Annotated in this window: 21 protein-coding genes; 12 read left to right on the top strand and 9 right to left on the bottom strand. The window is 45.8% G+C overall.

Features of this window, described 5'->3' with window-relative positions; translation table 11 throughout:
* Positions 1 to 46 precede the first annotated feature (46 nt).
* Positions 47 to 703 carry a ribose-5-phosphate isomerase RpiA gene (gene rpiA / locus EL341_RS02765; protein WP_074820325.1) on the bottom strand — a complete coding sequence of 219 codons (657 nt, stop codon included), beginning with the start codon at positions 701 to 703 and terminating at the stop codon, positions 47 to 49.
* Positions 704 to 849: 146 nt separating this feature from the next.
* Between rpiA and EL341_RS02760 the strand changes: the two genes are divergently transcribed.
* Positions 850 to 1,743, top strand: coding sequence for a LysR family transcriptional regulator ArgP (locus EL341_RS02760; RefSeq protein ID WP_047779951.1), 894 nt, complete (start codon positions 850 to 852; stop codon positions 1,741 to 1,743).
* Positions 1,744 to 1,749: 6 nt separating this feature from the next.
* On the opposite strand, the gene EL341_RS02755 is transcribed toward EL341_RS02760, so the two are convergent.
* From EL341_RS02755 to mscS, 3 genes are all read right to left on the bottom strand, one after another.
* The gene (locus EL341_RS02755; protein ID WP_047779950.1) at positions 1,750 to 2,472 is read right to left on the bottom strand and encodes an oxidative stress defense protein; all 723 of its coding nucleotides are present in this window, start codon (positions 2,470 to 2,472) and stop codon (positions 1,750 to 1,752) included.
* Positions 2,473 to 2,611: 139 nt separating this feature from the next.
* Entirely contained in the window at positions 2,612 to 3,238 is a 627-nt protein-coding gene (gene argO / locus EL341_RS02750; protein WP_074820327.1) for an arginine exporter ArgO, read from the bottom strand.
* 178 nt (positions 3,239 to 3,416) lie between these two features.
* Complete coding sequence (gene mscS / locus EL341_RS02745; RefSeq protein ID WP_114986203.1) at positions 3,417 to 4,283, bottom strand: small-conductance mechanosensitive channel MscS; 867 nt, start codon at positions 4,281 to 4,283, stop codon at positions 3,417 to 3,419.
* Between the two features lie 420 nt (positions 4,284 to 4,703).
* On the opposite strand from mscS, the gene EL341_RS02740 reads away from it, so the two are divergent.
* From EL341_RS02740 to EL341_RS02730, 3 genes are read left to right on the top strand one after another with little or no spacing between them, the layout of a single operon-like run.
* The gene (locus tag EL341_RS02740) at positions 4,704 to 5,930 is read left to right on the top strand and encodes a hypothetical protein (protein WP_047779948.1); all 1,227 of its coding nucleotides are present in this window, start codon (positions 4,704 to 4,706) and stop codon (positions 5,928 to 5,930) included.
* A gap of 3 nt (positions 5,931 to 5,933) precedes the next feature.
* Entirely contained in the window at positions 5,934 to 7,181 is a 1,248-nt protein-coding gene (locus EL341_RS02735; RefSeq protein WP_126466946.1) for a Zn-dependent hydrolase, read from the top strand.
* On the top strand, positions 7,174 to 8,358 hold the full coding sequence (locus EL341_RS02730; protein ID WP_126466943.1) for a M20 family metallopeptidase: 1,185 nt from the start codon (positions 7,174 to 7,176) through the stop codon (positions 8,356 to 8,358). The genes EL341_RS02735 and EL341_RS02730 overlap by 8 nt, the downstream gene beginning before the upstream one ends.
* Before the next feature lie 88 nt (positions 8,359 to 8,446).
* Here EL341_RS02730 and fbaA read toward each other — a convergent pair whose 3' ends face one another.
* The 3 genes from fbaA to tkt form a co-directional block, all read right to left on the bottom strand.
* Positions 8,447 to 9,523, bottom strand: a complete 1,077-nt coding sequence (gene fbaA, locus EL341_RS02725; RefSeq protein ID WP_047779945.1) for a class II fructose-bisphosphate aldolase — start codon at positions 9,521 to 9,523, stop codon at positions 8,447 to 8,449.
* Between the two features lie 100 nt (positions 9,524 to 9,623).
* The gene (gene pgk / locus EL341_RS02720) at positions 9,624 to 10,787 is read right to left on the bottom strand and encodes a phosphoglycerate kinase (RefSeq protein WP_047779944.1); all 1,164 of its coding nucleotides are present in this window, start codon (positions 10,785 to 10,787) and stop codon (positions 9,624 to 9,626) included.
* 731 nt (positions 10,788 to 11,518) lie between these two features.
* Positions 11,519 to 13,513: a transketolase gene (tkt, locus tag EL341_RS02715; RefSeq protein ID WP_047779943.1), complete on the bottom strand. Its 1,995-nt coding sequence runs from the start codon at positions 13,511 to 13,513 to the stop codon at positions 11,519 to 11,521.
* Positions 13,514 to 13,781: 268 nt separating this feature from the next.
* On the opposite strand from tkt, the gene EL341_RS02710 reads away from it, so the two are divergent.
* Complete coding sequence (locus EL341_RS02710; RefSeq protein WP_074820330.1) at positions 13,782 to 14,531, top strand: M48 family metalloprotease; 750 nt, start codon at positions 13,782 to 13,784, stop codon at positions 14,529 to 14,531.
* A 367-nt stretch (positions 14,532 to 14,898) separates the two neighbouring features.
* Entirely contained in the window at positions 14,899 to 15,465 is a 567-nt protein-coding gene (locus tag EL341_RS02705; RefSeq protein WP_047779941.1) for an NADPH-dependent FMN reductase, read from the top strand.
* Positions 15,466 to 15,528: 63 nt separating this feature from the next.
* Here the strand turns inward: EL341_RS02705 and speB are convergent, their stop codons facing one another.
* Complete coding sequence (gene speB, locus EL341_RS02700) at positions 15,529 to 16,446, bottom strand: agmatinase (RefSeq protein WP_074820332.1); 918 nt, start codon at positions 16,444 to 16,446, stop codon at positions 15,529 to 15,531.
* Between the two features lie 356 nt (positions 16,447 to 16,802).
* On the opposite strand from speB, the gene EL341_RS02695 reads away from it, so the two are divergent.
* Positions 16,803 to 17,399, top strand: coding sequence for a YhgN family NAAT transporter (locus EL341_RS02695; RefSeq protein ID WP_047779939.1), 597 nt, complete (start codon positions 16,803 to 16,805; stop codon positions 17,397 to 17,399).
* Between the two features lie 63 nt (positions 17,400 to 17,462).
* Here the strand turns inward: EL341_RS02695 and speA are convergent, their stop codons facing one another.
* Positions 17,463 to 19,361: a biosynthetic arginine decarboxylase gene (gene speA, locus EL341_RS02690; RefSeq protein WP_047779938.1), complete on the bottom strand. Its 1,899-nt coding sequence runs from the start codon at positions 19,359 to 19,361 to the stop codon at positions 17,463 to 17,465.
* Between the two features lie 765 nt (positions 19,362 to 20,126).
* On the opposite strand from speA, the gene metK reads away from it, so the two are divergent.
* The 5 genes from metK to gshB all read left to right on the top strand — a co-directional run bounded on the left by metK (position 20,127) and on the right by gshB (position 24,555).
* Positions 20,127 to 21,281, top strand: coding sequence for a methionine adenosyltransferase (metK, locus tag EL341_RS02685; protein ID WP_047779937.1), 1,155 nt, complete (start codon positions 20,127 to 20,129; stop codon positions 21,279 to 21,281).
* Between the two features lie 89 nt (positions 21,282 to 21,370).
* Positions 21,371 to 21,877, top strand: a complete 507-nt coding sequence (locus EL341_RS02680) for a SprT family zinc-dependent metalloprotease (RefSeq protein ID WP_074820333.1) — start codon at positions 21,371 to 21,373, stop codon at positions 21,875 to 21,877.
* A gap of 296 nt (positions 21,878 to 22,173) precedes the next feature.
* Entirely contained in the window at positions 22,174 to 22,647 is a 474-nt protein-coding gene (locus tag EL341_RS02675) for a WbuC family cupin fold metalloprotein (RefSeq protein ID WP_074820335.1), read from the top strand.
* A gap of 214 nt (positions 22,648 to 22,861) precedes the next feature.
* Positions 22,862 to 23,593 carry a 16S rRNA (uracil(1498)-N(3))-methyltransferase gene (gene rsmE / locus EL341_RS02670; RefSeq protein WP_047779934.1) on the top strand — a complete coding sequence of 244 codons (732 nt, stop codon included), beginning with the start codon at positions 22,862 to 22,864 and terminating at the stop codon, positions 23,591 to 23,593.
* 11 nt (positions 23,594 to 23,604) lie between these two features.
* A complete protein-coding gene (gene gshB, locus EL341_RS02665; RefSeq protein ID WP_074820337.1) occupies positions 23,605 to 24,555 on the top strand; it encodes a glutathione synthase in 951 nt (316 codons plus the stop codon).
* Positions 24,556 to 24,624: the final 69 nt, after the last annotated feature.

Raw genomic sequence — 24,624 nt, 5'->3', positions numbered from 1 at the left:
CTTTATAAGACATTAAAAATCCGGGAGCCATCATTAAGCGCTACAGCTATTCGATCACTTTCACGCCTTCAGGGGTACCAATCAATGCGATATCAGCACCACGATTAGCAAACAGCCCAACGGTAACCACACCGGCAATATTATTAATTTTATTTTCCAGCGCTACCGCATCCATAATTTTAAGATTATGCACGTCTAAAATCACGTTACCGTTATCGGTGACCACACCCTGACGATATTCCGGCTGTCCGCCTAATTTCACCAATTCTCTGGCCACATAGGAACGCGCCATCGGAATTACCTCAACCGGTAACGGAAAAGCGCCCAGAATATCAACCTGTTTTGAGCTATCAGCAATACAAATAAACTTGCGAGAGATAGCAGCAATAATCTTCTCGCGGGTTAGCGCCGCACCACCACCTTTGATCATCTGCATATGACCATTGATTTCATCGGCACCATCAACGTAAATATCGAGAGAATCCACATCATTACAGTCAAAAACCGGAATACCCAGTTTTTTTAACCTCTCGGTTGAGTCATTAGAGCTGGACACCGCTCCTTCGATTTGATCTTTTATCGAGCCTAAAGCATCGATAAAATGTGCAGCCGTTGACCCCGTACCTACACCAACAATTGTTCCGGGACGGACATATTTTAATGCCGCCCAACCTACTGCCTTTTTCAGTTCATCTTGCGTCATGGTGATCTCTACCTAGCCAGTAAAAAGTGTGATGATTATAGAGTAACCCAGGTAGCAATACAGTGAAACCTGTCAGAAGCAGACGACAAGTAGAAAAATATGGCATAGTGTAAGTGTCGGTCTGATTGAATGGAGAATACTTAGGAATGAAACGCCCAGATTATCGCGTGCTTCAAGCGCTGGATGCAGTGATTCGCGAACGCGGCTTTGAACGCGCGGCGCAAAAACTCTGCATTACGCAATCAGCCGTATCTCAACGGATTAAACAGTTGGAATATCTTTACGGGCAGCCATTACTGATTCGTACCGTTCCTCCCCGACCGACGGAACAAGGACAGAAACTATTAGCTCTGTTGCATCAAGTTGAATTGCTGGAAGACGAGTGGCTTAACGATGAAGGAAGCTCCGAGTCACCATTGCAACTCTCCCTTGCTGTTAACGCCGACAGCTTGGCGACTTGGCTATTGCCGGCACTGAAACCGGTGCTGTCAGACTCACCAATTCGTTTAAACCTACAGGTTGAAGATGAAACTCGAACCCAGGAGCGCTTGCGTCTGGGTGAAGTGGTGGGTGCAGTGAGTATTCAGCCACAGGCTCTACCCCGCTGTCTCGTCGATCAGCTTGGTGCACTGGATTATATCTTTGTGGCCTCGCCAGACTTTGCTGAACGCTATTTCCCTAACGGTGTCACTCGTTCTGCCTTACTAAAAGCCCCTGCGGTGGCATTCGACCATTTGGATGATATGCATCAGGCTTTTTTACAACAAAACTTCGACCTACCGCCGGGCAGCGTTCCTTGCCATATTGTGAGTTCCTCTGAAGCCTTTGTACAACTGGCAAAACAGGGCACCACCTGCTGTATGATTCCTCATTTGCAGATAGAAAGGGAACTGGCTAACGGCGAATTAATGGATTTAACCCCAGGCTTATGTCAACGAAGAATGCTTTACTGGCATCGTTTCTCACCGGAAAGCAAAATTATGAGAGGGGTTACTGACGCCCTGCTTAGCTATGGGCGTCAGGTATTAAGACAGATTTAATCAGCATTAGCGCTGAATATCGAACACCACATCAACCTGATCGTCAAAGCTGATGGTTTGCTGTTGATAAGTTTGATCTGCGCTGGATGCTGATGCAGAGTCAGCAGCTTTATAAGCACGCATCATCATCGGTACCGGAGCATTATTCGGTGCGCGGTAGCGGATGCTAAATACCGGCCCCAGCTTAACGCCGAAGTCTTTAGCCAAGCTGTTGGCCTGAGCAATGGCATTATCAACCGCTTTTTTACGTACTTCGGCACGGTAGCTTTCGTCTTTAGCCACGCCTAGGCTCACATCACGGATTTCATTTAGCTCAGCGGCTAAAGCACCGTCTAACAGGGTATTCAATTTATCCAAATCGCGTACCGTCACTTTGACCTGACGCACTGCAGCATAATCTTTAACGACTTTGCTACTGGCACTACTGTTAGGATAATTGTATTCCAACCGAGTTTGCAGATTAGCCGCATCAATATCCGCTTTAGCAATACCATTTTTTTCTAAAAAATCCATATATTTAGCGACGCGTTCATCATTCTGTTTCTTAGCCGTAGCCGCATCTTTCGCAGACACTTTCACTTCAATTAATAGCGTAGCCATATCAGGTTTAACTTCTATGGTTCCGGTACCTGAAGTGACAATATGCGGGCCATCAGGTAATTCTGCCGCCTGCATCGTCATCGGTAACATCGCAACCATGGCCGCCATCGCTAACGTTTTTAACTTCATACAATCTCCTCGGAAAATAACCTCATGGCACACATGAATCATTCATGCTTTGATTGCCCCAATCATAGAATTATAGGTCAGGATGGCAACTACATTTACAACATTCTAACGTTTAGCTGACTAAACCTGAATTTTACCACTATCCGAATAGGCTTGATAAAGCATGTCTGGCTAACTGAAAAGCAATCACCCACATCACAATGCCAACCACCAGATTAATCGCCCGCTGGGCGTTACTTTTCTGCAACCACGGCGCCAGCCAAGCTGACAATAACGCCAGTGAAAAAAACCAGACAATAGAGGCGGTAACGCAGCCAATAACAAACCACAATCGTAAATCGCCAAATTGTTCGCCAAGACTACCTAACACCACGACCGTATCCAGATAAACATGTGGATTGAGCCAAGTCACCGCTAAAACCGTGAGCATAATTCGATAGCGAGTATTGGATGTTTGAGCATCCAGGCTAAAGACATTCTCCCCAGTCTTAAATGCCTCACGAAATGCGCCCCAACCATACCAAGCCAGAAACAGTACACCGCCCCACGTTACCACTTGTAATAAAATCGGCGACTGAGATAGCAATGCACCACCACCAAATACGCCAAAAGAAATCAAAATGGCATCACTTATCGCACAAAGTGATGCCACCATCACTGGAAACTGACGGCGCATTCCCTGAGATAAAACTAACGCATTTTGTGGCCCAATAGGCAGGATCATCGCCATACCCAACATGACGCCTTGAAAGTAGGTTAGCAGCACATTATTCCTCACGTCTGTTAATCAATAAACTCAATAGAGCGATAGACTAACTTGTGATGTTAATGGAGAGAAATGGATAATTCTTATTGCCCATTAGGCGTAGCTAATAGTGGAGTGAAATTCAGTCAGGAAGAAACTTATAGCTCTCCCCTGACTGATATTAGTGATTGGATATCCCTTAATTAACGTCTTTAACTGCCTCAGCAGTTTTATATAAATGAACGTCCATCTGTGGATAAGGAATATTAATCTTATTGGCATCCAGCACACGTTTAAAATCTTCCATTAAATCAAAATAAACATTAGCAAAATCCGCATTTTTAACCCATGCGCGAACCACAAAATTCAGGGAAGATGCCGCCATTTCATTTAAACGAATCGTTATCCCAAGATCTTTCAGAATACGAGGATCTCGTTCAATAACTTCCCCCAACACCTTCTTCACTAAATCAATATCAGCTTCGTATCCTACACCGACCATAATCTCAACCCGGCGATTAGGATCGCGAGAAAAATTGATAATCTCATTAGCAATAACTTTGCTGTTTGGTACCACCACCATTTTGCCATCAGCTGTATTTAGCGTGGTGGAGAAAATATGGATACTTTGAATCGTACCGCTGGTAGCGCCGAAAGTAATAAACTCACCAACCCGAAACGGGCGGAAGGTGACCAAAATAACGCCAGCGGCAAAGTTGGACAACGATCCCTGTAAGGCCAGACCTACGGCCAAACCCGCAGCACCTAACACCGCAATGATTGAAGCGGTTTGAACACCGACATGCCCCAAGGCAGCAATAATGGTAAATGTGATGATGCCATAGCGAATCAAAGCTGAAACAAACTGACTAACGGTTGAATCAATACCGCGCGAGTTCATCAACTTCATAATAACTTTGGCTATCACACGGGCAATGATTAACCCAATAATAAGAATGACAAATGCAATAGCGATATTAATGGCAGAATCGATCAATAAATTCCTATTTGCCGATAGCCAGTTATCAAAGTGACTAAGTTGGCCGCCAATGTCGATATCATTCATAAAAATGTTCCCCTATTTAACACGCGTTAATAAAACAAAAAACCAAATGACTAATGATAGATGACGCATTATCTTAACAAAGATGGATATTATAGATAATCATGTTGGATTTAAAAATATATTCTCAACACGCTTTGGTAACTGAATAAATTATAAACAATCAAACCGAACACCGCTGAATTTAACAAATGTGGTTAAGCCGATAATAATTCATCAAGTTTTGCTTATTTATCCAACGGTTAGCTTAACCATTAATACAATCGTCATTGACAACGGCAAACAATTCAAAGTAGTTTAACCTTCTATTTAATAATCACTCTTTAGCTTAAAGATAGAGCCATTCACCGAATTCATGGCAGAAATCAGAGTTAAATACCAAAATAATCGATAATCTTAAAAAGATAACAATGGAAGTTCCCCATGTCACAGATGTTAGCTCTTTTATTAATTGTATTAATCTTATATATCGGCGATGCCGTCTCGGTCAGAACTAAAGCATGGATTCCATCAGTTTTCGTTTGTGCCGTATTATTTCTGGTCGGCTATTGGACCTTCTTCCCTAAAGATATTGTCAGTCTGGCGGGTATCACTACCCCCGTCGCCGTGATGATGATGTATTTGCTCATTACCAATATGGGCACCCTACTTTCCTTGCGTGAACTTGCCAGACAATGGAAAACCATCCTGATTTCTCTGGCGGGTATTGCCGGTATTGCCAGCGCAGTATTCGCTACCTGTATCATATTGTTTGACCTTAACACGGCCATTGTCACCATTCCCCCACTGGTTGGCGGTATTGTTTCAGCCATTATTATGTCAAAGGGTGCGGCAGACGCCGGGTTAGTCGATCTATCGGTATTTGCCATTCTGATCTACGTTATGCAAGGATTTGCTGGCTATCCATTAACAGCAATAATGCTGCAACGAGAAGGAAAGCGAGTACTCACAAAATACCGTTCTGGTGAATGGCATGATACGGCTCAGAACACTGCCGCTAGTGATAAACACGAACCAACCACCGTGGTCTCGGATGAGAAAATGCCAAGCATGTTCAGTAAGATTCCGTCTCACTACAACACCAGTTACTTTAAGTTTGTACGACTCGCTTTTATCTCCTATCTGGCTTATCTGGCTTCATCAATAACCGCACCTTACGTCAGCATCAGTCCATTTGTATTGTGTCTGCTATTTGGGGTTATCGCAGCGTCCTTCGGTTTTCTGGAAAGACATTCACTGCAAAAAGCCAACGGCTTTGGCTTCGCGGTTATGGTATTGATGCTGTTTATTTTCGATACCTTAAACAGAGCCACACCAGAGATGCTATTACGACTGCTGTTCCCCATGGTGGTATTAATTGGCGTAGCCATTGTTGGTATGTTCCTGGTGTCTTGGGTGGTCGGCAAAATTCTGGGGGTTAGCATGGAAATGGCCTTTGCCATTTCGTTAACTGCTTTGTACGGTTTCCCTGCTGATTACATCATTACCAATGAAGCGATTAATGCATTAACCAAAGACGAGAAAGAACGTCAGCTTCTCACTAACCATATGTTAGGGCCGATGCTGGTTGGTGGTTTTATTTCCGTCACCATGGTTTCCGTGGTACTGGCAGGCATCATGGTCGGATACATTGCGCCAATCGCAGGATAAGATATGACATACGCGAATACAGACAGAATTCAGCGCCACCTAGAGCAAATAGCGACATTTACCGCCACGCCGGGTCAGGGGACAACCCGAATGAGCTATAGCGAACAGGGACAACAAGCGCGCGAGTATATTAAAGCGCAAATGCTGGCCGTCGGTTTAACCGTCAGAGAAGATGCCATTGGTAATATTTTTGGCAAACTGGTTGGCCAAGACGCAACGCTTCCTTCGGTTATGATTGGCTCCCATTTTGATTCAGTTCCCAATGGTGGCGCCTTTGACGGCCCTGCGGGGGTGGTTATGGGTCTGGAAATTGCCACCTTATTCCATGAGCATAAACTGACTCCGCATTACCCGTTAGAAGTTGTCGCATTAGTGGAAGAAGAAGGTGCCAGCTTTGACCGAGGGCTGCTGGCCTCCTGCGCGATTGCAGGTAAAGTCAGTGCGGATGAACTCCATGTGTTACGCGACGCTCAAGGTATTTCTGCCGCAGCTCGTATGGCTGACGTTGGATTTAATGCCGATGACGTTAGCAGCGTTATTCGCTCACCCGACTCTCTAAAAGCCTTTATTGAGCTGCATATTGAACAGGGGCCAGTGTTAGAACAGCATGGTACAGATATCGGATTAGTCGATGTCATTGTCGGCATAACCCAGTTAGTAGTTACTATCAGCGGTAAAGCTGGACATGCCGGCACCACACCAATGGATAACCGTCAGGATGCGCTGGTCGTTGCCAGCCGAGTTGTCAGCCAAGTCGGTGATTTTGCTCGTCAGGCTGGCGAAGCGACTGTCGCAACCGTCGGTAAACTTCAGGTCTTCCCTAACGGTGCAAATGTGATCCCTAACAAGGTCGTTTTCACCGTGGATATCCGTTCAAAAAGCGAAGAAAAACTGAATCAGGTCATTACCTTGACCAAAGACTGTATTCAGCAAAATAGTGGTGAAGGCATTACTGTTCAGGTCGAGCAACCGCTCTATGTATCGCCGACACCACTTAATCCTGAACTGCATCAACGTTTACAAAAACACAGCAATCAATTGGGACTAAGTAGCCGTACAATGGTGAGTGGAGCCGGACATGATGCCATGATTTTTGCTGGCATCACCGACGTCGGTTTAGTTTTTGTTCCCAGCCGCAATGGATTAAGCCATCATCCGGACGAGTGGACAGATTATGAACAAATCCAAAAGGGCGTAGACGTCATTTTTCATACGGTAAAAGAGATAACAGAGGCAACTCAGCATGACTAATTCAAATATCGCGGCATCCATTAAACAACATTTGGATCAAATGATCGCGTTCCGCCGTGATTTACACGCTCACCCAGAGTTACCGTGGGAAGAGGTTCGTACAACCCAAAAAATCGCTGAAGCGCTGGAAGCCATTGGCATTCCCTTCCGCCTGACTAAGCCAACCGGCATTATTGCCGATATTAAAGGTGGCAAGCCGGGTAAAACCGTGGCTTTGCGCGCTGATATCGATGCCCTGCCGGTATTAGAACTCAATGATAGCCTGAGCTATAAATCTCAAACACCGGGTAAAATGCATGCTTGTGGTCACGATGCGCATACAGCAATGTTACTTACCGCAGCCAAAGCGCTATATGAAAACAGAGAACAGTTGCGCGGTAATGTTCGTCTGATTTTTCAACCCGCAGAAGAAATTGCTCAGGGCGCCATCGAAATGATTAAGCAAGGCGCGCTTGAGGGGGTAGATAATGTGTTTGGTATGCATATTTGGTCTACCTCTCCTTCTGGAAAAATTTCCTGTAATGTTGGCTCTACCTTTGCTTCTGCCGATCTATTAAAAGTGACCTTTAAAGGCCGCGGCGGGCATGGCTCCATGCCGGAAGCCTGCGTTGATGCTGCGGTTGTCGCTTCCTCTTTCGTCATGAACCTACAGGCTATCGTTTCCCGTGAAACCTCTCCGCTGGAGCCTGCGGTAGTAACCATTGGAAAAATGGAAGTTGGTACCCGTTTCAACGTTATTGCCGAAAATGCCGTATTAGACGGTACCGTTCGCTGCTTTAATCTCGCGACTCGTGAACGCCTTAAAGCGGCACTGGAACGTTATGCTGAACACACTGCCGCCATATATGGCGCAACCGCCAAAGTAGAATATATTTACGGTACATTACCGGTGATCAACGAAGAACGCAGTGCTCTATTGGCGCAATCCGTCGTACGTAGCGCATTTGGCGATGACACGTTGTTTACCGAAAAGCCAACCACAGGCGGTGAAGACTTCAGCTTCTATATTGAAAATATTCCCGGCTGTTTTGCTCTGGTCGGTTCCGGCAATGCTGATAAAGGCACTGACTGGGCACATCACCATGGTTGCTTTAACATTGATGAAGATGCGATGGCTAAAGGGGCGGAGTTCTATGCACAATATGCCTGGAGCTACCTGCAACAGGACAGTTTCTGATTATTGTTAGTCCCTTTAAGTACTAAAACAAAACCCCGGCAGTTTCCTGCCGGGGTTTTAAGTACTATCGGTTAGTAATCGAATACGATTACAGTACGTTGATGCAGTTCAGTTCTTTAAATGCTTTCTCTAAACGAGCAATCATGGTGACCTGACCAGCACGTAACCATGCGCGTGGATCATAGTATTTCTTGTTTGGTTTATCTGCACCTTCAGGGTTACCCAATTGGCCTTGCAGATAGCCTTCATTTTTCTTGTAGTATTCCAGAACACCTTCCCATGTTGCCCATTGGGTGTCGGTATCGATATTCATTTTAACTACGCCATAGCTAACAGCTTCTTTAATTTCTTCGGCACTAGAACCTGAACCACCGTGGAAGACGAAATCCAGACTGTTGTGCGGCAGGTTATGTTTCTTGGAAACGTATTCTTGTGAGTTGTGCAGAATTTTTGGCGTCAGTTGCACGTTACCCGGCTTATAAACGCCGTGAACGTTACCGAAAGAAGCGGCAATGGTGAAACGTGGACTAATCGCGCTTAATTTTTCATAAGCGTAATCAACGTCTTCTGGCTGAGTATATAGCGCAGAGTTATCCAGATGGCTGTTATCTACGCCATCTTCTTCACCACCGGTGCAGCCCAGTTCGATTTCTAGCGTCATGCCAATTTTAGCCATACGCTTCAGGTATTTGCTACAGATCTCGATATTTTCTTCCAGCGACTCTTCTGACAGATCAATCATATGAGAAGAGAACAGCGGTTTACCGGTTTCAGCAAAGTGTTTTTCACCGGCATCTAACAAGCCATCTAACCATGGTAAAAGTTTTTTCGCACAGTGGTCAGTATGCAGAATAACCGGCACACCATAATGCTCGGCCACCAGGTGCACATGTTTAGCACCAGAAATGGAACCCACAATAGCATTACCCTGACCTTCCAGTTTCATGCCCTTACCGGCGATAAACTGAGCACCACCATTGGAAAACTGAATGATAACCGGAGCGCGAACTTTCGCCGCTGCTTCAATAACCGCGTTGATAGAATCAGTACCTACGCAGTTTACTGCAGGTAATGCGAAATTATTCTCTTTAGCAATTTTGAAGACTTTCTGAACATCATCACCAGTGATCACACCCGGTTTTACGAAATCAAAAATTTTAGACATGCTACTCGTCCTATTTTTCATTGGTTATTGATGGATAAAAAACACCTTATCCGATAAATAATAGAAGAAACGGGAGGCATTTGCCTCCCGTCATATTGGATTAACCTTTTGCACGTTCTTCTAGCATCACAACAGCCGGAAGTTTTTTGCCTTCAACAAACTCAAGGAAAGCACCTCCGCCCGTTGAGATATAAGAAATTTTATCTGCGATACCGAACAGGTCGATTGCTGCCAGCGTATCACCACCACCGGCGATAGAGAAAGCGTCACTCTCAGCGATAGCCTGAGCAATGATTTCAGTACCTTTACGGAAGTTAGGGAATTCAAATACACCTACCGGGCCATTCCATAGAATAGTTTTGGCATTTCTCAAAATAGCCGCCAACTCTTCGGCAGAAGCATCACCCAGATCAAGAACCTGCTCATTATCTTTAATATCAGCAACAGACTTCATGGTAGCCGCTGCAGTTTCAGAAAACTCCGTTGCAACACGAACATCGGTAGGAACAGGAATATGGCAGTTTTCCATCAGCTTTTTCGCTTCAGGAATCAGATCCGCTTCATACAGGGACTTACCTACATTGTGGCCTTGAGCTGCAATAAAGGTATTGGCGATACCACCACCAACCACTAACTGGTCAGCAATATTAGATAGAGAACCTAAAACCGTCAGTTTAGTTGATACTTTAGAACCACCAACGATAGCCACCATCGGACGAGCCGGGTTACCTAATGCTTTACCCAACGCTTCCAGTTCACCAGAAAGCAGTGGACCTGCACAGGCAACCGGCGCATATTTACCAACGCCATGGGTTGAAGCCTGAGCACGGTGAGCAGTACCGAACGCATCCATCACGAAAACATCACACAGGGCGGCATATTTTTTGGATAACGTTTCTTCGTCTTTTTTCTCGCCTTTATTGAAGCGAACGTTTTCCAAAACAACTAACTCACCTTCTGCGACATCAACACCGTCTAAATAATCTTTCGCTAAACGCACTGGCGCTTTGATGGCTGCTTTTAAGTAGTTAACCACTGGTAATAAAGAAAACTCTTCATTATATTCACCTTCAGTCGGACGACCCAGGTGAGAAGTCACCATAACGCGAGCACCCTGCTTCAGCGCTAATTCGATAGTCGGCAGTGATGCACGAATACGGGCATCAGACGTTACTTTGCCATCTTTCACCGGCACGTTAAGGTCAGCGCGAATCAGTACACGTTTACCCGCCAAATCCAAATCAGTCATCTTAATTACAGTCATTGTGAATCCTCTTGTTAATTCTCTTAAAGTTACCAGCGTCCAGTCGCCCCATCAGCACTCACCCGGCCCCGGCTAAACTCGATCAAATAGCGCTGTTATTTAATAAAAATTACTTACCGCACATGATATCAGCAGATGGCTAAACTCTAAACTAACATCATGGCTAAAAATATTTAACATACCGGACAAACGATGTTGCGAATGATAACACGAAAAGTATAACTAAGATTAACTGACCTATTCTATTCGTGATATCGCCGCTTGTCTGTGATATCCCTAGCGAATTGTCCGTATCAACGGCTATCGCAAGGTTCTACTCGCAAATCCTTGTTGTTTCGCGCCCAAACTGAAACGCTTCAGCAAGTAGCTACAGATTACGAAAATCTCGCCGCGATTACCACAGAATAATGTTTCAGTAGCCCAAAAAATCTATCAAGGTGAAAACAGAAAGAGGAAAGAAAAATTGCCATTAATATTAGAGAGGAGTTTAAAGCTTGCAACGACCAATGAAACAAAAAGCCCCGATATTGATATCAGGGCTTTTGATTGATAACAAAGTCCGAATACACGCAATCGGAGGGAGAGGGTTCTGTTGGGGTCGTAGCTGGCTTGCCAGCCGAAGCGCCCCTAAGAAGCCTAGGCCCGACGCTCGTTGAATTCAAATTAAATGACTTTGTCAGCAGTTTCAGCCCCGATATAACTATCGGGGCTAGCTACACGTTAAAACAATCTTACTTCAACAACGCACGCGCATGCGTCAGCACGTTATCCACCGTAAAGCCAAACTCAGCAAACAGCTGGTCTGCCGGTGCAGATTCACCAAAGCTGTGCATGCCTACGATACGGCCATTTAAGCCCACATACTTGAACCAGAAATCGGCAATACCCGCTTCCACGGCCACGCGAGCGCTTACCGCTGATGGCAGCACCGACTCACGGTAGTTCTCATCCTGACGGTCAAACACTTCGGTTGATGGCATGGAAACCACGCGCACCTGACGACCTTCTGCCGTCAGTTTCGCCGCCGCATCAACCGCCAGACTCACTTCAGAGCCAGTGGCAATCAGAATCAGCTCAGGCACTCCAGCGCAATCCTTCAGGATATAGCCGCCCCGCGCCACGTTCGCCAATTGCTCCGCGGTGCGCGGCTGTTGAACCAGATTCTGACGAGAGAAGATAAGCGCACTTGGGCCAGTTAAATGCTCAATGGCATATTTCCACGCCACTGCCGATTCAACCTGGTCACACGGACGCCATGTGCTCATATTTGGCGTCAGACGCAAACTGGCCATTTGCTCTACCGGCTGGTGCGTTGGACCATCTTCACCCAGACCAATGGAGTCGTGGGTATAGACAAACACGCTGCGAATTTTCATCAGCGCCGCCATGCGTACCGCGTTACGGGCATATTCCATAAACATCAGGAAGGTGGCGCCGTAAGGAATAAATCCGCCGTGTAGCGCAATCCCGTTCATGATGGCCGACATACCAAACTCACGTACGCCGTAATGGATATAGTTACCCGCCAGGTCGTCAACAATTGACTTCGAGCCCGACCACATGGTCAGGTTGCTGGGTGCCAGGTCGGCAGAGCCACCAAGGAATTCCGGTAACACTTTACCAAAGGCTTCCAGGGCATTCTGTGAGGCTTTACGGCTGGCAATGTTGGCTGGGTTAGCCTGAAGCTGTTCAATAAACGTCTGCGCTTCGCTGGCCCAGTTCGCCGGTAGTTCATGATTCACACGACGTTTAAACTCAGCGGCTAAAGCTGGATGGGCGGCCTGATAGGCGGCAAACTGCTTATCCCACTGCTGTTCTTTGGCCTGACCGGCGGCTTTCGCATCCCAGTCGGCATAGATATCTTGAGGAATAACAAACGGCTCATATTTCCAGCCCAATGCTTCACGGGTAGCGGCTACTTCAGCGGCTCCTAACGGTGCACCATGGCTATCGTGAGTACCGGCCTTATTCGGTGAACCGAAACCAATCACGGTTTTACACATTAAAAGAGAAGGCTTGCCGGTTTCTTTTTGTGCTTGCTCAACCGCCTGACGGATAGCGTCTGCATCATGGCCATCAATACCGCGAATAACGTGCCAGCCATAGGCTTCAAAACGCATCGCCGTATCATCGGTAAACCAGCCCTCAACGTGTCCGTCGATAGAGATACCGTTGTCATCATAAAACGCAATCAGTTTGCCCAGCTTCAGGGTCGCTGCCAGTGAGCAAGCTTCATGGGAAACCCCTTCCATCATGCAGCCATCACCCATAAAGGTATAAGTGTAATGGTCGACAATCTCATGATTTGGACGGTTAAACTGCGCCGCTAAGGTACGTTCAGCAATCGCCATACCCACCGCATTACAGATACCCTGACCCAGCGGGCCGGTAGTGGTTTCTACGCCCGGTGCATAGCCGTATTCCGGATGGCCCGGGGTGCGCGAATGGAGCTGACGGAACTGCTTCAGGTCATCAATAGACAGGTCATAACCGGTCAGGTGCAGCAGGCTATAAATCAGCATCGAGCCATGGCCGTTGGAAAGTACAAAGCGGTCGCGATTCACCCAGTTAGGGTTAGTTGGATTATGGTTCAGGAAACCGCGCCACAGCACTTCGGCGATATCCGCCATGCCCATCGGGGCACCGGGATGGCCGGAATTGGCCTTTTGCACCGCATCCATACTCAGGGCGCGGATAGCGTTAGCGAGTTCTTTATGAGAAGGCATTATTAACTCCATTTTAGGATTGGAATACGAGGGTCTGGCTCAAAATAGGGAAAAACTGGCTTATCTTCTCAAGCCAGCACGAAAACGGCAACCCCGATCTAGTCGTGTGAAATAAATCATAATTAACAATAAAAAGATATTTATGATTTATTACATATTCTCGTCTCATTTACTCATGACATGCCCACTCTTTATTGGTATTATCCGCTAGCTGGATAGGACCAGTCTCGAAGGCTTAAAAATCATATAATCATAGGAAGATAGTTTTATGAAATTACGTTCTACTTTAATGGCATTGACTTTAGCATCAGCAACCATGTTAGCTGGTTGTCAAAACGGTAGTCTTGGCGATGCTTTAGTTTCCTCTGTTACAATTAGTGATGGTGAAGTAAAGGCCCTTTCTGACCAATCTTGTGCACAAATGGACTCAGAATCCAAAATTGCTGGCAAAAACAGCAAATACACCAAGCGCCTGAACAAAATTGCCAAGAAATTAGGCAATAATGTTAATGGTCAACCATTAAACTATAAGGTATACCTAACTGAAGACGTAAACGCATGGGCAATGGCTAACGGCTGTATCCGTGTTTATAGCGGTCTGATGGATTTAATGACTGATGACGAAGTAACTGGTGTAATCGGTCACGAAATTGGTCACGTTGAATTAGGCCATACCAAGAAAAGATTCCAGGTTGCGATCGCATCAAACAAAGCTGCTGGATTTGCAACTGATTTACTGAACAAGCATGCCGGTAAAGTAACTGAACTTATCAGTGCTGACCAGATCTCTGGTTTTGCCCACCAAATCGTTAATGCTCAATTCTCTCAATCACAAGAATCTGAAGCTGATGGTTATTCTTACGACTACCTGAAAGCTAGAAAACTGAACACTAAAGCTCTGGCAACAGCGTTTGATAAACTAGGCGGTGGTGACGCTAGCTTAATGAGTTCTCACCCAGGTTCTAAAGAGCGTGCTGATGCAATCAGAGCACGTATCTCTGCTGACGGCGGTAAATAAGACCTGAAAGATTAATGCATTGAACGCCAAGGCGATCGGTGCATTATCTGACAAGCCTTAAATCCGGAGCAATTATATTCCTCCGGATTTTTTGTTTCTGCTTTCCTGACCAAATCTCATAACCTCGATATCAGCCACAAAATCGCCAACATATATATGCTAGCCTGCCACAACTGAGTAACATCATTACGGTAACTGCTAATCAATAAAAGCATTCGACGTTGCGTTATATTTTGCCAACATCATGATTATCAACTATCTTTTATCTATATCCTGCCATGATACAGGCTCACTGTATTGCCTATAACGTTATTCAGGCTGACATAATATCGAATAAACCATCAATGATATGTAAAGGAGTAGTCTTATGAGTCAAGTGAAACATGTAGCTGTTTTAGTCGGCAGCTTGCGCAAAGAATCTATCAACAAGAAGATCGCTCTGGCTTTGGCTAAACTGGCTCCCTCTTCTATCAAACTTGAAATTGTCGAGATCGGCGATTTACCACTCTATAGCGAAGATATTGACGTCACCCCTGCTCCGGCTCAATACACGGCATTCAGAAATAAAATCAAAGCGGCGGATGCTGTGCTGTTTGTTACCCCGGAATATAATCGTTCAGTACCGGCGGCCTTAAAAAATGCCCTTGATGTCGGCTCCCGCCCGTATGGTCAAAGTGCCTGGTCGGGTAAGCCTGGTGCGGTAGTTAGTGCTTCCCCTGGCGCTATTGGCGGCTTTGGTGCCAATCACCACCTACGTCAGTCACTGGTGTTTTTGAATATCCCTTGTATGCAGCAGCCAGAAGCTTATATCAGCAATGCTGGAACAATTTTTGAAGAAAGCGGAGCACTCACCGAGAGAACCAAAGGTTTCCTGCAAAGCTTTATCGATGCCTATGCAGACTGGGTTATGCTGCAAACCCGCACACCAAAATAACAGCTCAATAAAAAAGCCGGTTGAGAATGCTCTCAGCCGGCTTTTTCAATTACAGTTTTGGCACTACTTTTTTGCTGCCTGTATATACAGCATATCCAACGCAACCGTTGCAGCCGCCAACGCGGTAATCTCAGCATGATCGTAAGATGGCGCAACTTCCACCACATCCATACCAACAATATTCAGCGATTGTAGTCCACGCAGAATTTTCAAAGCGCGATCGGAAGTCAGTCCACCGCATACTGGCGTGCCGGTACCCGGAGCAAAAGCCGGATCAAGGCAGTCAATATCAAACGTCAGATAAACCGGTAAATCCCCTACGATCTGTTTAATCTGGGCAACCACTTCATCCACACCACGCTCGTTAACCTGAGCCGCATCCAAAACGGTAAATCCATTATCTGCATCATGCTCAGTACGAATACCTATTTGCACCGAGTGGTTTGGATCAATTAAGCCTTCATTTGGCGCATGATAGAACATGGTACCGTGGTCAAACTTACTGCCATTGGAGTAGGTATCCGTATGGGCATCAAAATGCACCAGCGCCATTTTGCCGAACTGTTTGGCATGAGCTCGTAGCAAAGGCAGAGTAACAAAGTGATCGCCACCAAAAGTAAGCATACGCTTACCGGCTGACAGAAGGCGTTCGGCATGCGCCTGAAGCTGCTCGCTCATATCCTGAGCGTCACCAAAGTTGAAAACCACATCGCCGCAGTCAACCACTTTCAGCTTATTTTTCAGCTTAAACGACCACGGCCAGCGGCTGGATTCCCAAGCCAGATTGGTGGAGACCTGACGAATCGCTGCCGGCCCATGGCGCGCACCGGAACGGCCTGAAGTCGCCATATCAAAAGGAACACCGGTGATAACCCACTCAGCATCACTTTCATACGGCTGGAAGTTCAGCGGAAAACGTAAAAAACCAAAAGCATTGGAGACCAGTGAATTATCAGCCTTATTACCCAGCGTGCTATTCATCGTATTCCTCAGAATGTCAGTGCTTACTTCATGCCGTGATGTAACATAACAACAGAAAGCAAACGAATTACCGATAAAAAAATCCCTCCGCGTCAGAATCATGCACCCGACGAGAAAGGGATTTTTTAGAAAATGGATTAATGATACCAAGCTGAATTATGGTCTGGATTCTATTCATCTTCAAGAAAAATCCTTGAGAAACGACCCTCGCCCTTTTACTTAAAATAAATATATTTATCAGTTAATTAGACTCACCCGGCTATATTAACTAATAATATTCGGTACGTAATATTAAGATATAACAACCTATTTGCTAGTAGTATATAACTAAGATCACACCTGAATTGGGCTTTCACATGGTAGAAATGACATCGGTAATTGTACTGTTTTTCTTAATTCTGGATCCATTAGGGAATCTGCCGATTTTTATGTCGATTCTGAAGCATCTTGATGCTAAACGCCGTCGCATTATCGTTATCAGAGAAATGATCATTGCGCTGGTCATCATGATGATCTTCTTATTTACCGGCGAACAGATACTCGGCTTTCTTAATCTACGCACCGAAACCGTCTCCATTTCAGGGGGGATCATACTTTTCCTGATCGCCATTAAAATGATTTTTCCCTCTGCCGAAAGCAGTTCTGTATCCGGGTTACCTGTAGGTGAAGAACCTTTTCTGGTACCGATGGCAATCCCGTTGGTTGCTGGCCCTTCAATACTGGCATCGCTCATGCTGATGTCCCATCAATACCCTAATCGACTGGGTTACCTGGCCATTGCTTTGCTTATTGCCTGGGCACTGTCGGCCATTATCCTGATGATGTCAGATTTATTCTTGCGAATTCTGGGTGAAAAAGGTGTTAATGCACTGGAGAGGTTGATGGGATTAATACTGGTGATGATATCAACTCAGATGTTTCTGGATGGGATACGTACCTATTTGCAGGGCTAGACCCTCTGCTGATAAAAACTAACTGGGTGGATACCTGTTAGCATCCACCCATTAACGACTGAGTTACTCATCTTCCAGATAAGTATAGCCATATAGGCCAGCTTCAAACTCCTGCAGGAACTGCGCTTCAAGATCCGGACTCAGATTAGCGTTCTTAATCTGCTCTTGATAACGAGTCATCAGGGTTTTTGGATCGAGCTGAACATATTCCAGCATCTCAGCAACGGTGTTGCCTTCCTCTGATTGTTCAACTTCAACGGTCCCATCAGCGAAAACAAATACGTCTACTGATGCTGTATCACCAAACAGGTTGTGCATATTGCCCAAAATTTCCTGATAGGCACCTACCATAAAGAAGCCCAATAACGGTGGATTATCGGCATCATACGGTGGCATTGGCATGGTGGTCGCCATACCGTCACCATCAATATAATGATCAATAGCCCCATCAGAGTCGCAAGTGATATCCAGAAGTACCGCACGACGCTCAGGATCTTTATCCAAACCACTCAATGGTAAAACCGGGAACAGCTGATCGATACCCCATGCATCAGGCATTGACTGAAATAGTGAGAAGTTAACGTACAGCTTATCCGCCATACGTTCATCCAGCTCATCAATAATTGGACGGTGAGCCCGATTACTAGGATCAAGCTGTAACTGAATCTGATGGCAAATCGCCAGATACAGTTGTTCAGCATAAGCGCGATAAGTGAGATCCAACATGCCATGAGCATACTGAGTATGAACATCGTTCAGATCCAGTTGGCTATCATGCAGCCATTCACGCAAAGAACGGCGGTTATCCGGCTCATGCATTTCCAACCAGGTATCCCATAAACTGCACAAAGCACGCGGCGCATTTTCATCCGGCGGCTGCGGCGCATCAAACTCGTTACGCTCAATCCCAATAACGTTAGACACTAATACCGTATGATGAGCAGTTACCGCCCGGCCTGACTCGGTAATCACCGTTGGATGCGGTAAGCCATGTTCATTACAGGCTTCACCAATTCCCCAAATCACATTATTGGCATACTCATTCAAACCGTAATTAACTGAACAGTCCGATTGGGAACGGGTACCTTCATAGTCCACCCCAAGTCCACCACCCACGTCAAAGCATTGAATATTCACACCTAATTTATGCAGTTCAACGTAGAAGCGCGCCGACTCACGCACGCCGGTTGCGATATCACGAATATTCGAAAGCTGAGATCCTAAATGGAAATGCAGTAGTTGCAGGCTGCTTAGGCAATCTTCTTTACGCAGCATATCCACCAGCGTCAAAACCTGTGATGCTGACAGACCAAATTTAGACTTATCACCACCGCTGGCCTGCCATTTACCAGAGCCTTGAGATGCCAAACGAGCACGTACACCGAGACGTGGAACCACATCCAGACGTTTTGCTTCTTCCAGCACCATATTAATCTCAGACATTTTTTCAATGACCAGATAAACCTTATGGCCTAGCTTTTCACCCATCAACGCCAGACGGATATATTCCCGGTCTTTATAACCGTTACAAACAATCACCGAACGGGTAAAACCGGCATGGCCCAACACCGCCATTAACTCGGCCTTTGAACCAGCTTCCAGACCTAGAGGCTCACCAGAATTCACCAGCGACTCGATAACTCTGCGCTGCTGATTCACTTTAATCGGGTAAACCAGAAAGTAGTTGCCTTCATAACCAAACGATTCACGAGCGCGCTTAAACGCGGCATTAATAGAACGCAAACGGTGCTGAAGTATTTGTGGGAAACAGAACAAAGACGGCAAACGCTGTCCCTTTTCCTTCATTTCCTGCACCAAATTAGCCAGATCCACCCGTGCTTCGGGCATATCAGGATCTGGACAAACAGTAATATGGCCTGAATGATTCACACCATAGTAGCCACCCCCCCAGTGAGCGACGTTATAAGTACGCATCATTTTGCTTGCGGAACCGTTTGTCATAACAACATAAGCCTCTTAGAACCTGGAGCGCAGGACAAAACGCTCTGAGTAACTGAACGGTGAAAATCACCCGATTATTTCATATTTCTCAGGACAGCACTGGTGGGTAACTCCCCTGACGATACGACCGCCTAAGGATAGACGATAATATTGCCATTTCATATTGTTAATAGCCCGATCCGCCTCAGGACGGCAAAATTTTTGTTTACAGATATGTCAGTCAGATAGCTGTCAATAAGCGAGATAAAAAATCATTAAAAATCAATTAATAAAAAAGATAATATGAATTTAGCGTCAACTGAGTATCTGCCCTATCAGACAGCCTGACAAAACCCCAGTTATCGGTGAAAAAAATGTCGTTATTACAAAGCTAATGATAATTAAACGGTTAGCCGTTGCTACTTGATGCTATCAAGGCGTTAGAGATCACCCGGTTTAGTGAGATAAATGCATCGATATTTTTATCTTAACGGTGTGAGCAGGCAGTGGCAGATTTAACAAAGTTTAGCGAAATAATATAAATTCATTTCATAACAAAAAGTTAATTCACTACAGCCAAAAAACAACTGGTAATCGCGATAGCAAATCCTTAGAATAGCCATCCAGATGTTAATCCGTCTATACTGATTAACCAACATATTTGTAAATCCTTTATCTGCATACGCGTTCTCCTTTTATCGAGTAATTTAGACGCTCTGATTCAGCGCCACCGACAAAGAGAAAACATCGCATCGCATTTAAACAGTCTTAGAGGTAAAAGAATAAATGGCTCAACACCTGTTTACTTCCGAATCCGTATCTGAAGGGCATCCTGATAAAATTGCCGATCAGATATCTGATGCCGTGCTTGATGCAATCCTCGAGCAGGATCCTAAAGCGCGCGTTGCTTGTGAAACCTACATCAAAACCGGCATGGTTTTAGTTGGCGGTGAAATTACCACCTCAGCTTGGGTTGATATCGAAGAGTTAACTCGTCGTACCGTATGTAATATTGGCTATACCCATTCAGATATGGGTTTTGATGCTAACTCTTGCGCCGTGTTAAGCGCGATTGGTAAACAATCTCTGGATATTAATCAGGGCGTCGACCGTACCGATCCACTGGAACAAGGCGCAGGCGACCAAGGCATTATGTTTGGCTATGCCACCAATGAAACTGAAGTGCTAATGCCGGCACCGATTACCTATGCGCACCGTCTGATGGAACGTCAGGCTCAGGTACGTAAAGATGGTACCTTGCCTTGGCTACGTCCAGATGCCAAAAGCCAGGTCACATTCATGTATGACAATGGCAAAATTAGCGGCATCGACGCAGTAGTTCTGTCCACCCAACACGCTGAAAACATTGGTCAGAAAGAGCTGCAAGAAGCCGTGATGGAAAACATCATTAAGCCCGTTTTACCGGCAGAATGGTTATCATCCAACACCAAATATTTTATCAATCCAACTGGCCGCTTTGTTATCGGTGGACCAATGGGTGACTGTGGTTTAACTGGCCGTAAGATTATCGTAGATACCTACGGTGGTGCAGCGCGCCACGGCGGCGGTGCTTTCTCCGGTAAAGATCCCTCTAAAGTTGACCGCTCAGCGGCCTATGCGGCACGTTATGTGGCGAAAAATATCGTTGCCGCGGGTCTGGCCGATCGCTGTGAACTTCAGGTTTCCTACGCTATCGGCGTAGCAGAACCCACCTCTATCATGCTGGAAACCTTTGGTACCGAGAAAGTCTCCCAAGAGCGTTTAATCCAGTTAGTGCGTGAGTTCTTCGATCTGCGTCCTTATGGATTAATTAAAATGCTGGATCTGATTAAACCAATCTATCAGCAAACGGCAGCTTACGGTCACTTTGGTCGCGAGCAGTTCCCATGGGAAGCAACAGATAAAGCCGCGCTGCTGCGCGATGCCGCTGGCATAAAGTAATATAGTAGCCGGTATGATGGCGTGAAGGTAACCTTACCCTCACGCCATTTTTTATTGCCCAATGCGTAGCGCATCGCTATGCTATCGCCATGACCACACTTCGCATTCCTATTGCCAGCCAACAAGCCGTTATGCGCTGCCTACGCCACTATCTGGCACAGGCCAACGCCCACTTAGATAGCCAATATCCTGAGCCTAAAATCACTTACCGCCAACGCGGAACCAGTGCCGGTACGGCTCATCTGACACTTTGGGAAATTAGGCTAAACACTATTCTACTGGTGGAAAACGGCCAGCAATTTATTGATGAAGTCATTCCTCATGAACTGGCACACTTACTGGTCTATCGCCAATTTGGTCGCGTTTCTCCTCACGGTAGTGAATGGCAGTGGATGATGGAAAAAGTGCTTGGCGTACCCGCCAACCGAACCCACAATTTCAACGTACGCTCGGTTCAGGGCAATACCTTTCCCTACTCCTGTCTCTGTCAGACCCACTTATTGACCGTTCGCCGGCACAATAAAATATTGCGTAAAGAGAGCGAATACCGTTGTAAAAAATGCGGACAAATACTCAAGGCTAATAACAATATTTAGCCTAAGGACGAGATCCTGACTTTCGTCAGGATGACGAGGTGAGTATGGCTGCCAGACCTTAATGGAGCGTTGCCTGTTATTCTCTATCGTCATTCTGGTGAAAACCGATACGCGTAGCCGTAGTAAACATTCACATGATGAATGGCCCGAAGAAAGTGCGTAGCGAATCATCTCGATTTAACCTACTAACAACGTTTGGCTTTAGAGCAAAATGACGAGAATAAAGCCGGGATCTGGCCTTCTAACCTAAATATGGTGTAAATTGAACCATCTATTTTTCTGGTGCCGCTGAAACAATGAAACAAATAACCACTGATAATTTATTGCAGTTAAGTGATACCGCCGCCCATGCTGCTCGCTTACGGGCCAACGTCAATTTTCACCCGGAGTTAAACGATCCCGTTCAACGTCTGGCTATTGCAATGGAACCCGGTACCTATATTCGCCCGCATCGTCATCCCCATACTTTTGAGCTATTGCTGCCGTTACGCGGAAGATTTATTGTGCTGAACTATGACGATGAAGGAACCGTTATTCGTAGAGTGGTTTTGGGTGAAGAGTGTGCGGTATTGGAAATGCCAGCCAATACCTGGCATTCAGTGCTTTCATTAGATCATCAGGGCGTGATTTTTGAAGTTAAACAGGGAGGCTATCAGCCAATTGCTGAACAAGACTTTATGTCATGGGCTCCCGCAGAAGGTCAACCCGGTACTCAACAACTGATCGCATGGTATAGCAAAGCCAACGTCGGCGATCGTTATCCCGGCTAATAAGCACCTAAAGACAGGGAGACACTCTGATGGTTCCCTGTTTTCTTTCCTCTAACCATAACCATTTATTAATATTGAAAGCCAAGCAAGGTTGAACTGTCTGGGTTACAATATTAAGCTTATTCAATTCAGTTAATAATTTTATGATTCCTTTGATAAATTGGTTGGATTAGTTTTATTTATCATAGGGATATACCGGAAATAGATTAAAACTATGCGAATTCCCCGCATCTATCACCCCGAACCGCTAACAATAACCAGCGACCTTGCCCTAAGCGACGACGCGGCGAATCACGTCGGTCGAGTACTCCGCATGCAAACCGGCCAACAAATCTGTTTATTTGACGGCAGCAACTTTGTCTTCGATGCTGAAATTACTCAAACCGATAAAAAGCAGGTACGCGTTAAAGTCACCGAGCAACGGTTAGAAGATCTGGAATCACCACTCAACTTTCACCTTGGGCAGGTTATTTCCCGCGGCGAAAAGATGGAGTTTACTATCCAGAAATCGATTGAACTGGGGGTTAATACGATCACTCCTCTCATTTCAGAACGTTGTGGCGTTAAGCTGGACAAAGAAAGACTGGAGAAAAAGGTTCAACAGTGGCAAAAAATAGCCATTGCTGCCTGTGAGCAATGCGGGCGCAACCGCATTCCGCAAATTCGCCCGGTGATGAATCTTGAAGCCTGGTGTGCGGAACCAGAACAGGGTATTAAATTAAACCTGCATCCTCGCGCCAGCCAAAGTATTAATACCTTATCGCTTCCGGTGAAGGATATCCGCCTGCTTATTGGCCCTGAAGGCGGGCTATCACAAGAAGAGATTGATATGACTGCACGCCACCATTTTACAGATATTCTACTCGGCCCTCGGGTTCTGCGGACAGAAACTGCTGCATTAACCGCGATTGCCGCACTACAGATTCGTTTCGGCGATCTGGGATAAAGGAGATATACATGATCAAGCTCGGCATTGTGATGGACCCTATTTCATCCATCAACATCAAAAAAGACTCCAGCTTCGCCATGCTACAAGAAGCGCAAAAGCGTGGCTGGGAGCTTCATTATATGGAAATGAACGACCTTTATCTGCATACCGGTGAAGCTCGAGCCCGTACGCGTAAGCTGTCGGTTCAATATGATAAAGAGCATTGGTTTGATTTTCAGTGTGAACAAGATATTGCCCTACACGATCTTGATGTCATTCTGATGCGTAAAGACCCGCCGTTCGACACCGAATATATTTACGCCACCTATATTCTGGAGCGAGCCGAAGTAAAAGGTTCGCTGATCGTTAATAAACCTCAAAGCCTGCGCGACTGTAATGAAAAACTGTTTACCGCTTGGTTCCCAGAACTTACGCCATCGACGCTGGTTTCCCGCAGTGCGGAGCATATCCGTAAATTCTATGCTGAACACGGCGATATCATTCTGAAACCGCTGGACGGTATGGGTGGTTCCTCGATCTTCCGCGTCAAACCAAACGATCCTAACCTGTCAGTCATTATTGAAACCCTGACGGAACTCGGTACTCGTTACTGCATGGCGCAAAACTTTGTTCCTCAAATCACCGATGGAGATAAACGCGTTCTGGTGGTTGATGGAGAACCTGTTCCCTACTGTCTGGCCCGTATTCCCAAGCAGGGCGAAACTCGTGGCAATCTAGCCGCAGGTGGACGAGGCGAAGCTAGACCATTAAGTGAAAGCGACTGGAAAATCGCCCGCAGTGTCGCGCCAATCCTGAAAGAGAAAGGTTTAGTGTTTGTTGGTCTGGATATCATCGGCGATAAATTAACCGAGATTAACGTCACCAGCCCAACCTGTATCAAAGAGATTGAAGCCGCATTCCCTGACGTTTCTATTACTGGTATGTTAATGGACGCTATTGAGCAACGTCTGAAGAAATAGTCATATCGAATCAATAAATTCGCTAAATATCACTCTGGTTTCTGAATTTCGAGATCCAGAGTCGATTTT

The sequence above is a fragment of the Pragia fontium genome (assembly GCF_900638655.1).
GTDB classification, from domain to species: Bacteria; Pseudomonadota; Gammaproteobacteria; order Enterobacterales; family Enterobacteriaceae; genus Pragia; species Pragia fontium.
The sequence above is the reverse complement of the archived record's forward strand: the minus strand, read 5'-3'. Positions and strand labels throughout refer to the sequence as shown.